General features: G+C 72.4%; 11 protein-coding genes. 6 read left to right on the top strand and 5 right to left on the bottom strand.

Annotation, left to right across the window (positions count from 1 at the left end; translation table 11 throughout):
* Positions 1-176: 176 nt before the first annotated feature.
* Positions 177-1,010: a VOC family protein gene (locus ACZ69I_RS07335; protein WP_470830877.1), complete on the bottom strand. Its 834-nt coding sequence runs from the start codon at positions 1,008-1,010 to the stop codon at positions 177-179.
* A gap of 157 nt (positions 1,011-1,167) precedes the next feature.
* On the opposite strand from ACZ69I_RS07335, the gene ACZ69I_RS07340 reads away from it, so the two are divergent.
* Positions 1,168-1,815, top strand: a complete 648-nt coding sequence (locus ACZ69I_RS07340) for a TetR family transcriptional regulator (protein WP_389714348.1) — start codon at positions 1,168-1,170, stop codon at positions 1,813-1,815.
* Positions 1,816-1,906: 91 nt separating this feature from the next.
* Here ACZ69I_RS07340 and ACZ69I_RS07345 read toward each other — a convergent pair whose 3' ends face one another.
* Together ACZ69I_RS07345 and ACZ69I_RS07350 are read right to left on the bottom strand one after the other, a co-directional pair.
* Positions 1,907-2,380, bottom strand: coding sequence for a nitroreductase/quinone reductase family protein (locus ACZ69I_RS07345; protein ID WP_470830878.1), 474 nt, complete (start codon positions 2,378-2,380; stop codon positions 1,907-1,909).
* The gene (locus ACZ69I_RS07350) at positions 2,380-3,657 is read right to left on the bottom strand and encodes an acyl-CoA dehydrogenase family protein (protein WP_470830879.1); all 1,278 of its coding nucleotides are present in this window, start codon (positions 3,655-3,657) and stop codon (positions 2,380-2,382) included. The genes ACZ69I_RS07345 and ACZ69I_RS07350 overlap by 1 nt, the downstream gene beginning before the upstream one ends.
* A gap of 179 nt (positions 3,658-3,836) precedes the next feature.
* On the opposite strand from ACZ69I_RS07350, the gene ACZ69I_RS07355 reads away from it, so the two are divergent.
* Entirely contained in the window at positions 3,837-5,018 is a 1,182-nt protein-coding gene (locus ACZ69I_RS07355; protein WP_470830880.1) for a thiolase C-terminal domain-containing protein, read from the top strand.
* 38 nt (positions 5,019-5,056) lie between these two features.
* Positions 5,057-5,761, top strand: a complete 705-nt coding sequence (locus ACZ69I_RS07360) for a pyridoxine/pyridoxamine 5'-phosphate oxidase (protein ID WP_470830881.1) — start codon at positions 5,057-5,059, stop codon at positions 5,759-5,761.
* 18 nt (positions 5,762-5,779) lie between these two features.
* Here the strand turns inward: ACZ69I_RS07360 and ACZ69I_RS07365 are convergent, their stop codons facing one another.
* Together ACZ69I_RS07365 and ACZ69I_RS07370 are read right to left on the bottom strand one after the other, a co-directional pair.
* Positions 5,780-6,691 (bottom strand): GNAT family N-acetyltransferase, encoded by a 912-nt coding sequence (locus ACZ69I_RS07365; RefSeq protein ID WP_470830882.1) that lies wholly within the window; start codon positions 6,689-6,691, stop codon positions 5,780-5,782.
* Between the two features lie 36 nt (positions 6,692-6,727).
* Positions 6,728-7,186, bottom strand: a complete 459-nt coding sequence (locus tag ACZ69I_RS07370) for a Zn-ribbon domain-containing OB-fold protein (protein WP_470830883.1) — start codon at positions 7,184-7,186, stop codon at positions 6,728-6,730.
* Between the two features lie 284 nt (positions 7,187-7,470).
* Between ACZ69I_RS07370 and ACZ69I_RS07375 the strand changes: the two genes are divergently transcribed.
* The 3 genes from ACZ69I_RS07375 to ACZ69I_RS07385 all read left to right on the top strand — a co-directional run bounded on the left by ACZ69I_RS07375 (position 7,471) and on the right by ACZ69I_RS07385 (position 12,267).
* Positions 7,471-8,628 carry a flavin-containing monooxygenase gene (locus ACZ69I_RS07375; RefSeq protein WP_470830884.1) on the top strand — a complete coding sequence of 386 codons (1,158 nt, stop codon included), beginning with the start codon at positions 7,471-7,473 and terminating at the stop codon, positions 8,626-8,628.
* A gap of 491 nt (positions 8,629-9,119) precedes the next feature.
* Entirely contained in the window at positions 9,120-11,345 is a 2,226-nt protein-coding gene (locus tag ACZ69I_RS07380) for an acetate--CoA ligase family protein (protein WP_470830885.1), read from the top strand.
* 28 nt (positions 11,346-11,373) lie between these two features.
* Positions 11,374-12,267, top strand: coding sequence for an enoyl-CoA hydratase/isomerase family protein (locus ACZ69I_RS07385; protein ID WP_470830886.1), 894 nt, complete (start codon positions 11,374-11,376; stop codon positions 12,265-12,267).
* The last annotated feature ends 37 nt before the right edge of the window (positions 12,268-12,304 follow it).

Below are 12,304 nucleotides of genomic sequence, written 5' to 3' on the forward strand. Positions count from 1 at the left end.
TCGAGAGGACAGCCCCGTGCAGCGTCTCACCACCGAGCCGCTACGGCGGCACGCACCCTGATTCTTCCTGTCCGAGCCGGTCGTTGCGAACCCGGGGCGGGATCGGGGTGTCTCCGGACAAAACCCCACCTCTGATCACCGCAGGGCGCCCGTTCGGGCCCCCGGGACACGGGTTCTCAGTCCTGGAGGACGGCGAACGTCGCCCCTTGATTGTCCGTGAGGACCGCGACGCGGCCGTACGGGGTGTCGGAGGGCGGCGCCTGGACGCGGCCGCCGAGCCGGGTCGTCGTGGCGGCCGCGGCGTCGGCGTCGTCGACGCCGAAGTAGACGAGGAAGTGCGCGGGCATCCGCGCGGGGCGGTACCGGTCAAGGGCGCCGGAGCCCCCGGAGGTCCCGGCCGCGGGGAGCAGACTGCGGCCCCCGATCGCCGTGTCCGGACCCGGCTCGGCACCCGCGGGCGACCAGACGCGGAAGTCCTCGCCGTCGAGGTCGAGGTCGACGCCGCCGTATCCGAAGACGCCCTCGTAGAAGGGGTCGACCAGCTCCTTGTCCCGCGAGTAGACCTCGGTCCAGCAGTACGAGCCGGGCCGCTGCCGCTCGCTGAAGCCCTGGTGCGTGCCGGCCTGCCAGAGCCCGAAGACGGCGCCTTCGGGGTCGGCGGCCAGGCCCATCGTCCCGAACGGCCCGACCGGCCTGGCCTCCGTGATCATCGAGCCGCCCGCGGCCTTGATGCGCCCGGCGAGGGCGGCCACGTCGGGCGTCGCCAGGTACACCGTCCATACGGTGGGCATGCGGCCGTCGGCCTTGGGAGCGAGGGCGGCGACGGGCAGGCCGTCGCGGTACGCCTGGGCGTACCGCCCGTACTCCTCGCCCGCGCCCGCGTCGAAGGTCCACCCGAAGAGCTCACCGTAGAACCGCTTGCCGCCCGCGACGTCGGGGAGCATCGCGTCGGCCCAGCAGGGCACGCCCTCCGCGTATCCGCCCCCTGTGTCCTGCTCTGCGTAGTCCATGCCAGTCAAGCTAATGGCCCGCCCCGGCCTCCGCAGCGCGCACATTCGAACGTATGGCCCATTCCGGTGGGGTGAGCCCTCCACCGCGCTCACGCGCCCCAACCCCATTTGCACTCGGCCGAATCGCGCTCCGATCACCCCTCGGTAAGCTGACGGCATGACAGGACAGGTACGTACCGTCGACGGCCGCGTGGCCGGTCGGCGCGGTCAGGCAACGCGACAGAAGCTGCTCGACTGCCTCAGCGAGATGCTCAGCTCCTCGCCCTACCGGGACGTCAAAGTCATCGACGTCGCCCGGAAGGCCGGGACTTCACCCGCGACCTTCTACCAGTACTTTCCGGACGTCGAAGGCGCCGTCCTGGAGATCGCCGAGCAAATGGCCGCGGCAGGCGCCGAGTTGACCCAGCTGCTCGACGGGCGCTCCTGGGTCGGCAAGGCCGGCTGGCAGACCTCCCAGGACCTTGTCGACGGCTTCCTCGACTTCTGGCGCAAGAACGACGCGATCCTCCGGGTCGTCGACCTCGGCGCCGCGGAAGGCGACAAGCGCTTCTACAAAATCAGGATGAAGATCCTCAACTCGGTCAACAACTCCCTTACGGACACCGTCAAGGAGCTGCAGGCCAAGGGCAAGGTCGACAAGGACGTCAGCCCCGCGGCCATGGCGGGCTCCCTGGTCGCGATGCTCGCCGCCGTCGCCTCGCACCAGCGCGGATTCCAGACGTGGGGCGTGAAGCAGACCGAACTGAAGCCGAACCTCGCCCTGCTGGTACATCTGGGCGTAACCGGCAAGAAGCCGACGAAATAGCCCTGGCGGGCACCCCTCTCCCACCCTCCCGCGTCCTGTCAGCCCGACGGCGGATCACCCCGGTGATCCGCCGCTGTGGTCTGTACACCCTTCAGCGGCGCTCCAGCCGGAACAGCCGGATCTCCCGGTCCACGCGGGCCTGGTACGTGGCGTACGGCGGCCAGAACTCCAGCGCCGCGGCCCAGACCTCCGCCCGCTCGGCACCACCGAGCAGCCGCGCCCGTACGGGTATGTCGGCGCCCCGCCAGCTGATCTCGGCGTCGGGTTCGGCCAGCAGGTTGGCGGTCCACGCCGGATGACCGGGCCGCCCGAAGTTGGACCCGATCAGCACCCACGTACCGCCGTCGTCCCCGGGCATGCACGCCAACGGCGTACGCCTCGCCAGCCCGCTCCTCGCCCCGCGCGCCGTCAGGATGACGCCGGGCAGCATCCGCGCGCTCAGCAGCACCTTGCCGCGGGTCAGCCGGTGCACGGCGCGGTCCAGCGCGGGGATGAAGTGCGGGGCGAGCTTCGCGAAGGTCCGGGTGGACGACATCTTCTGCACCAGCCGCAGCCCGGGCGCCATCAGACGACTCCCCCGAGCCGAACGCGACTCCCGCCGTCACGCCCCTCACGCGCCACCCGCTCCGGTCCCCCGCTCTCCCACCGCGCCACGAACAGACCGGCCCGCTCCGCCGCCCGCGCCCGCAGCCGGTGAACGGGCCCGAAGAGCAGCTCGTCGCCGGACGCCCGCTTGAAGTACAGGTGCGCCTCGTGCTCCCAGGTGAAGCCGATCCCGCCGTGCAGCTGCACCGCTTCCGACGCGGCGGTCCGCAGCGCGTCGAGCGCCTGGGCGAGCGCGAGCCCACCGGCCCGTTCGGCGCCCTGCCCGCCGAACCCGGCGGCCTCCGCGCCCGCGGCCCACGCCGCGTAGTAGGCGGCCGACCGGGCCGCCTGCACCTGTACGTACACGTCGGCGAGGCGGTGCTTGACCGCCTGGAAGGAGCCGATCGCGCGCCCGAACTGCTCGCGCTCCCGGACGTATTCGACGGTACGTTCAAGGGCCCGGTCCGCGGCGCCGACGGCCTCGGCGGCGACGACCGTGGCCGCGACATCCCCGACGGCGGCGAGCGCGCCGGGCACATCGGCTTCCTCCTCACCCAGCAACTCCGCCTCGACATCGCGCATTTCGACCCGCGCCTGCGTGCGGGTCTCGTCCAGCGCGGTCTGCCGCGTCCGCACCATGCCGGTCGCGTCCTCGCGCACGAGGAAGAGAAGCGTGCGGGACCGGGCGAAGCCGCCCGCGTGCGCGGCGACCACGAGAAGCCCCGCGCTGTGCCCGTCGACGACCTGCTCGGCCTGCCCGTAGAGCCGCCAGACCCCACCGGCGAGACGCGCCTGCACGCCGCCCGCGCGCCCCCCGCCCGCCCAGTCGCCGCGGTTGTCCCCCACGAGGCCGAGCGCCGTGGCGAGCCCGGCGCCCGGGACGGCGAGGGCGGCGGTCAGCCCGCCCGCGGCGATGCGGGGCAGGAGTGCGGCGCGCTGCTCGTCGGTGCCGAGGGTGAGGACGAGCGGGGCGGCGAGGACGGCGGTGCCGAAGAGCGGCGTGGGCGCCAGAGCGAGCCCCAACTCCTCTGACCCAAGGGCGAGTTCAGCGGCAGTACAGCCAACCCCTCCGTACGCCTCGGGGATCGCGAGCCCGGGCAGCCCGAGCTGCTCGGCGAGGGCGGTCCACAGGGCGGGATCGTGACCGGCCGGGGTGCGCACGGCCGCCCTGACCTCGTCGGGCCCGCACCGCTTGGTGAGCATTTCGCGAAGGGTGCGGCGGATCTCGCCCTGCTCCGCACTGAAGGCGGCGTCCATCGGCAGGCTCCTCCCCCGGGCACGGGACCCGGACCCGAATCTGACGGGCCGTCATGTTAGGCCGAGGACACGGATATGCACAGAGCGGGAGCGCGACGACACACGGACGGACGGACACCCGCCCCCCCAAGAATCGACCCCCTAACCCACAACCCGCGACCTGATGTACCGTCAGATTCATGGTTGCCCCACCCCGCACCCCACCCCGCAAGGTCGCCGTGGTCGGTGTCGCGCTCTCGGACTGCGGCCGGGTCGACGAGGCCACGCCCTACGCCCTGCACGCCCAGGCGGCCCGGCGCGCGCTCGCCGACTCGGGGCTCGGCCGCGAGGTGATCGACGGCATCGGCTCGGCGGGCCTCGGCACGCTGGCGCCGGTCGAGGTGGCCGAGTACCTCGGGCTCGCCCCCCGCTGGGTGGACTCGACGTCGGTGGGCGGGGCCACCTGGGAGGTCATGGCGGCGCACGCGGCCGACGCGATCGCCGCGGGCCACGCCAACGCCGTCCTCCTCGTGTACGGATCGACGGCCCGCGCGGACATCAGGGCGAGGCGCCGCACGTCGAACCTCTCCTTCGGCGCGCGCGGCCCCCTCCAGTTCGAGGTCCCGTACGGCCATTCCCTGATCGCCAAGTACGCGATGGCCGCCCGCCGCCACATGCACGAGTACGGCACGACGCTGGAGCAGCTCGCGTCGGTGGCCGTGCAGGCGCGGGCGAACGCGGCGACCAACCCCGACGCGATGTTCCGCACCCCCATCACCGTCGACGAGGTCCTCGACGGCCCGATGATCGCGGACCCCTTCACCAAGCTGCACTGCTGCATCCGTTCCGACGGCGGCTGCGCGGTCCTGCTCGCCGCGGAGGAGTACGTGCGGGACTGCGCGTCCGAACCGGTGTGGGTGCTCGGGACGGGCGAACACGTCTCGCACACGACGATGTCCCAGTGGCCCGACTTCACGGTCTCCCCGGCGGCGGTCAGCGGCCGCCTCGCCTTCGAGCGGGCCGGGGTGCGGCCCGCGGACATCGACATCGCGGAGATCTACGACGCGTTCACCTACATGACACTGATAACCCTGGAGGACCTCGGCTTCTGCGCGAAGGGCGAAGGCGGCCCCTTCGTGGAAAAGGGCCGCCTGCTCCGCGACGGCGCACTCCCCACCAACACCGACGGCGGCGGCCTCTCCGCCCAACACCCCGGCATGCGCGGCCTCTTCCTCCTGGTGGAGGCGGCCCGCCAACTCCGCGGTCAGGCAGGCGCCGGCCAGGTGAGACGCCCCGATGGCACCCTGCCCGAACTGGCGGTGGCGTCGGGGACGGGCGGCTGGTTCTGCTCGTCGGGGACGGTGGTGCTGGGACGGGGCTGACGTGCCGATTCGAAGCCCCGAAAGAGGACAATCGCCGTATGACGACGACACCGCCCGCGGGCCCGGCTCCCGGAGACCGCCCCGCGTCCGAGTTCCAGAAGCTGTTGCGGGCCCAGCGGGTCTGGGACGTCGAACTGCCCGGCTTCGACGCCGCCAACGCGCCCGCCGCACCCCTCCCCCTCTTCCACGCGTGGTTCGCGGAGGCGGTGGAGGCCGGACAGGCCGAGCCGCACACCATGAATCTGGCGACGGTGGCGGAGGACGGCGGCCCCGATGTACGGACCGTGATGCTGCACGGTGCCGACGCCCACGGCTGGCACTTCGCCTCGCACGCGACCAGCAGGAAGGGCCGCCAGCTCGCGGCCCGGCCGGAGGCGGCCCTGCACTTCTACTGGCCGGCGCAGGGACGGCAGATCCGGATCAAGGGCCGGATCACCACGGCACCGCACGCCGAGAGCCTCGCCGACCTGCACAAGAGATCGACCGGCGCACTGGCCGCGGCACTGGTCGGCCACCAGAGCGAAGTACTGGAATCCTACGAGGAGTTGGAGGCCTCATCCGCCACCGCCTGGGAGCGCGCGCAGGCGGAGCCGGACGCGGACGCCCCCACCTGGACCCTGTACGTGCTGGACCCGCTGGAGGCGGAGTTCTTCCAGGGGGACGCCCGGCGCCGTCACGTACGGCTGCGCTACAGGCGGACGGAGCCGACCTCCGACTGGACCAGGGAACTCCTCTGGCCCTGACAGGACCGCCCCGGACCGTCACAGCCCGCCGCGCCCCCGGAAGCCGTGCTGCGCGAAGTCGCGCACGGGCCGGTATCCGATGCGCTGGTAGAGACCGTTACTGACGGGGTTGGCCAGATCCGTGAAGAGCAGGACCTCGGCCGCGCCCGCGTCGAGGGCGGCGCGGGTGACGGCGACGGTGGCGGCGCCGCCGTAGCCGCGGCCGCGGAGCTCGGCGGGGGTGTAGACGGGAGCCACCCGGACCTGGCCCGCGATCCGCAGCGTGGCACCGGCCATGGCAACGGGACGGCCGTCGGGGGTCCCCCAGAGGGTGACGCCTCCGTAGGAGAGACGGGTGTCCACCCAGTCGCCGGAATTCATCGCGGGCGGCTCTCCGACGGCTTCGGCGAACTCCTGGTGCCAGCGGACCAGCAGGTCCCGGTCCGCCTCGGTGGCGAGACGGGCCCGCCCGGCGGGCGCGGGCTCGGGCGGGGTGAGGGTGCCGAGCCGGTACAGGCGCTGCCGGGTGTCGAGCGTGCCGATGGCGCCGGTGTGCCGCTCCCAGGCCCGGGCGAAGTGCTCGGCGGTGGCCTGCTCGGCGGTGACTCCCGGCAGGTCGGGGTCGGCGTCGGCGAGCCGCCGGGCGAGGGCGTCGGCGGCCTCGGGGGTGACGGGGCTGAGCGAGAGGTGGTGCGGCGGGGTCCGTACGAAGGCGCCCTGGACGGCGCCGTCGGCGTCGGCGCAGACGCCGAAGAGGGGCGCCCCTTGCCCGTACGCCTGGAGCCCACGGAGACGCAGCATCTCGGTGACGCTGAGCAGGACGGTGTGCAGGGCGGGCTCGGAGCGCAACAGCTGCCCCGCGCGCCCCATGAACGCTTCGAGGTCGTCGCTCAACCACCAGGACGACCGGGGACGTGAGGACACGGAGGGCACGACGTCATCGAAGGGCATGAGTCATGGTCGCCCGAATCCCCCCGCCTCGGCCTCTCAATTTCTCCCAGCCTCCGCCCCCGTATCCGCCCCGGAGCAAGGCGGCCGAAAGACGGCAACGGCCACTCCACCCTCCTCCCGAAAGGTCACCTCCACCGCCATCCCGACCCGCAGCGCGCTCTCCTCGCAGTCGACGATCGCCGTCATCATGCGCGGGCCCTCGGCGAGGTCGACGACGGCGGCGACGTAGGGGACGCGGCTGCCGAACGGCGGGAGGTCGTTCCGGTGCACGACCGACCAGGTGTAGAGCGTGGCCCGCCCGGTCGCCCGCTCCCAGGTGACGTCCTCGCTCCAGCAGTGCGGGCAGAACTCGCGGGGATAGTGATGGGCCACGCCACACGCCGCACACCGCCGGACGAGCAGTCGCCCCTCGGCGGCGGCGTCCCAATAGACGCGGGTGAAGGCATCAACGTCGGGAAGATCGAAGCGCGCCGTGTCGCGCTGGTCCGTACCCATCACACATCTCCGATCACGTCGTAACGATGCCGTTCCCGCACCCGCCCGCTCCCCGAGGGCCGGGGAGGCACGAACCGAAGAGCCCACACCCACAATCCGGCCAATCCACGCACCACCACCAAGCCCCGCCCCCACCCCACCACCTGACGGAGTGTCAGTTCACCGCACCCGCACCCAACACACAAGAGCGGAACCCCCACCCCTCCCCACCCCCGTGATCAATTCGCAATCGGTTTCGGACTTGACCGTCACCCATCAAGTAATCACGCGGTTACTCTCCAGTCATGGCCGACTCGACCCCTCCGCTTACGCCCCGCCAGGACCGCCCCGTGTACGTCATCGGCGGCGGCCCCGGCGGCCTCGCCGTCGCGGCGGCCCTGCGCGCACGCGGCGTCCGCGCGGTCGTCCTGGAGAAGTCCGAACGCGTCGGCGCCTCCTGGCGCGGCCACTACGACCGCCTCCACCTGCACACCACGCGCCGCCTCTCCGCCCTGCCGGGGCTCCCGATCCCCCGTTCGTTCGGCCGCTGGGTGTCACGCGAGAACGTCGTCCGCTACCTGGAGAAGTACGCCGAGTACCACCAGCTCGACGTCGTCACCGGCGTCGAGGTGACCGGCCTCGAACGCACCGCCGACGGCACCGGCTGGCTCCTGCGCGCCACCGGCGGCCGCGAGCTGACCGGCAGCGCCGTGGTGGTCGCCACCGGCCACAACCACACCCCCCACCTGCCGGACTGGCCCGGCCTCGACACCTACACCGGCGACTTCCTGCACGCGGCCGACTACCGCAACCCGACCCCGTACACCGGCAAGGACGTCCTCGTCGTCGGCGTCGGCAACACGGGCGCCGAGATCGCGGTCGACCTCATCGACGGGGGCGCGGCCCGGGTCCGCCTCGCGGTACGCACCGCGCCGCACATCGTGCGCCGCTCCACAGCGGGCTGGCCCGCGCAGCTCTCCGGCATCCTGTGCCGCAGGCTCCCGGTCGCACTCGTCGACCGGCTCGCGAAGCCGATCACCAGGCTCGGCGTCCCCGACCTGTCGGCGCAGGGCCTGCCGCGCCCGGACACCGGCCTGTACGCACGGGCCAGGCAGGGCGCGATCCCGGTACAGGACGTCGGCCTGATCGACGCCGTCCGCAAGGGCAGGGTCGAACCGGTCGCCGCCGTGGAGTCCTTCGAGGACGGCAAGGTCGTCCTCGCCGACGGCAGCAGGATCGCCCCGGACGTCGTCATCGCGGCCACGGGTTACCGACGCGCCCTCGAAGGCCTGGTCGGCGACTTCGACCTCCTCGACGCACGCGGCCGCCCGACCCCCCACGGCCGCCGCACCGCACAACAGGCCCCGGGCCTGTACTTCACGGGTTTCACGAACCCGATCAGCGGCATGCTCCGCGAACTGTCCCTGGACGCCCGGAAGATAGCGAAGGCGATAGCCCGCTAGCCCGACACGGAACGCCCCGACGGAGGGTGCGCTCGCGGCACCGAGCACCCCCCGGGGAGACAAAGAGAGGCGCCCCCACCCGCCCGCACAGGGAAGCGCGCGCGAGGGGCCGTGGGGGGTATGTGCGAACGGAGCACCGAGCACACTGTGCCGCCGTTGTCCGCACGACGTGACGCAGGGATAGCGAGTACGCACATACCCACCGCGGCCCCGCCCCCACCACACCCCGGCCCAGGGAAAGCCGCACCCGCTGAACCCCACCCCAGCCCCCCACCCTCCCTTCACGCGCCCCACCCCCACCCCGACGGCTGATTCGCGACCTTGGCAACCCCCGGACGCTACGGTTCCGTAGACATCACGGGCCACGCACACGCACCCCGGCCCCGCCCCCCGCGCCAGGCTTTGCCTGCAGCCCCATTCCTGACACAGCGTCAGTTCAGTAATCTGACTATGCGTCAGTTAAGTGCTGTCACACAGGAGCGGGCGGACCGATGCTTGGATCGACACACGGCACCTTCACCACCGACCCCCGCCGCGCGCATGTTGTGGCCTGCGGCGAACTCCCCACCGGCGCCGTCCACGGCAGGGCCGTCACGGCGGACGACCTGGACGTCAGCGGCCGGCCCCTCTACGCCGGCGTACCCGACCTCGACCGCTTCTTCCGCCCGGCATCCGTCGCCGTCGTCGGCGCATCGGACGCCGACGGCCGCCCCAACACCGGGATCACGCGCCAGCTCATCGCCTGGGCCGAACGTGTGGGCGCACGTCTGCACCCCGTACACCCCACCCGCAGCACCGTCTTCGGCATCCCCTGCGTCCCCTCCGTGGCGGACCTGCCGGAACAGGCCGACCTGGCCGTCCTCCTGGTCGGCGACCCCCTCCCCGTGATCGAGCAACTGGCGGAGGAAAAGATCAAGTTCGCCGTCGCCTTCGCCTCCGGCTACGCGGAGACCGGCGAGGAGGGCGCGGCCGCCCAGACCCGCCTGGCGGCAGCCGTCCAGCGCTCCGGCCTCAGACTGCTCGGCCCGAACACGAACCTCAACGCCTTCGAGAAGTTCCGCGAGGACCTGGAAGGCCCGGCCATCGCACTGATCACCCAGTCGGGCCACCAGGGCCGCCCCGTCTTCGCCCTCCAAGAGCTCGGCATACGCCTCTCCCACTGGGCGCCCACCGGCAACGAGGCCGACCTGGAGACCTCCGACTTCATCTCCTATTTTGCCGAGCGCCCCGAGGTCGGCGCCATCGCCTGCTACGTAGAGGGCCTCAAGGACGGCCGCGCCTTCCTGCTCGCCGCCGACCGGGCGGCCCGCCGTGGCGTACCGGTGGTCGCCGTGAAGGTCGGCCGCACCGAGACCGGCGCCCGCACGGCCGCCTCACACACCGGCAAACTGACCGGCGCCGACACCGTGGTGGACGCGGCGATGCGGCAGTTCGGCGTGATCCGGGTCGACGGACTCGACGAGCTGCAGGACACGGCCGCGCTGCTGGCCCGCGCCCGCCCGCCGCAGGCGCCCGGCGTCGCCGTCTATTCGATCTCGGGCGGCACGGGCGCGCACTTCTCGGACCTGGCGACCGAGGCGGGACTCACGCTGCCCACGCTCTCCGACGCCAAGCAGGCGGAGCTGCACCAGTGGATACCGGAGTACCTGAACGTCGCCAACCCCATCGACAACGGCGGGCACCCCGTCGGCGACTGGCGCGGCCGGAAGATCATCGACGCGATCCTGGACGACCCCGAGGTGGGGGTGCTGATCTGCCCGATCACGGGCCCGTTCCCGCCGATGAGCGACAAGCTCGCGCAGGACCTGGTGGACGCGGCGGAGCAGACGGACAAGCTGGTGTGCGTGGTGTGGGGCTCGCCGGTGGGCACGGAGGAGGCCTACCGCACGACCCTCCTGGGCTCCTCGCGCGTCGCGACGTTCCGCACCTTCGCCAACTGCATCACAGCGGTGCGCGCCCATCTGGACCACCACCGCTTCACGTCCGGCTACCGCTCCCCGTTCGACGAGGCGCCGCGCACCCCGTCCCCTTCCTTCCGCAAGGCACAGGCCCTGATGCGACCCGGCCAGCAGCTCAGCGAGCACGCGGCGAAACAGCTGCTGCGCGCGTACGGGATTCGCGTGCCGAGGGAGCAGTTGGTGACCAGCGCGGCGGCGGCCGTACGGGCGGCGGGGCTCGTCGGCTATCCGGTCGTCATGAAGGCGTCGGGGCCACAGCTCGCGCACAAGACCGAACTGGGCCTGGTGAAGATCGGCCTGACGTCCGCGAGCCAGGTGCGCGACGCCTACCGGGAGCTCACAGACACGGCCCGCTACGAGGGTGCGGCGCTGGACGGCATCCTCGTCTGCCAGATGGTGGAGCGGGGGGTGGAGATGGTGGTCGGCGTGACACACGACGCGCTGTTCGGGCCGACGGTGACGGTCGGGCTCGGCGGCGTACTCGTCGAGGTCCTGCGGGACGCGGCCGTACGGGTGCCGCCCTTCGGCGAGGACCAGGCGAAGGCGATGCTGTCCGAGCTGCGGGGCCGTGCGCTGCTCGACGGGGTCAGGGGCGCGGCGCCCGCGGACATCGACGCGCTGGTCGAGGTGGTGCTGCGGGTGCAGCGCATGGCGCTCGAACTGGGCGACGACATCGCGGAGCTGGACATCAACCCCTTGATGGTGCTGCCCCGGGGCCAGGGAGCGGTGGCCCTGGACGCGTTCGCAGTGTGCCGCTAGGCGCACCCACACGAAACGGAGCCACCTCATGCCGGCCTCAGCCTCCCCCGACCCCAACGCCATCCCGAACCCCTCAAACCCCTCAACCCCCCCGAACCCCCACCACCAACACACACACCAACCCCCGTCCCCCCTGGCTTCATTGATACTCCACACCACTGACAACGCGGTCTCGTGGATCACGCTCAACCGCCCCGAGGCCATGAACGCCGTCACCTGGGACCAGCGGGAACGTGTCATCGCGCTCCTCGATGAGGCATCCGGCGACCCGGCGGTGCGGGCGGTGGTGATCACCGCGACCGGCAGGGGTTTCTGCGCGGGCGCCGATCTGCGCGGAGCGCCGTCCACGGGCGAGCGCGTGCCGGGGGACGTGGCCCGCACCATCAAGCGTGGCGCACAGCGGCTCGTCTCCGCGGTCCTCGACTGCGAGAAGCCGGTGATCGCCGCGGTGAACGGCACCGCGGCGGGTATCGGCGCGCACCTGGCGTTCGCCTGCGATCTGGTCGTGGCGGCCGAACAGGCGCGGTTCATCGAGGTGTTCGTGCGCCGAGGACTCGTACCGGATGGCGGTGGGGCCTATCTGCTGCCGCGGCTGATCGGCCCGCAGCGGGCCAAGGAGCTGATGTTCTTCGGGGATGCCGTGTCCGCCGCCGAGGCCGAACGGATGGGCCTGGTCAACCGCGTCGTACCGGCCGACGAGCTGGAGAAGACGGCGCGGGCCTGGGCCGAGCGGCTGGCGGCGGGCCCGACCCGTGCGCTCGCCCTGACCAAGCAACTGGTGAACGCGTCACTGGAGTCGGACCGGGCGACCGCCTTCGCCGCCGAGGCGGCGGCCCAGGAGATCAACATGACGACGGCGGACGCGAACGAGGGGGTGGCGAGCTTCGTGGAGCGCCGCGCGCCCTCGTACCGAGGACGCTGACAGACCAACGGCTGACCCGCCACCACGAGCCACCACC

It is taken from the genome of Streptomyces sp. NPDC036815, from assembly GCF_055609205.1.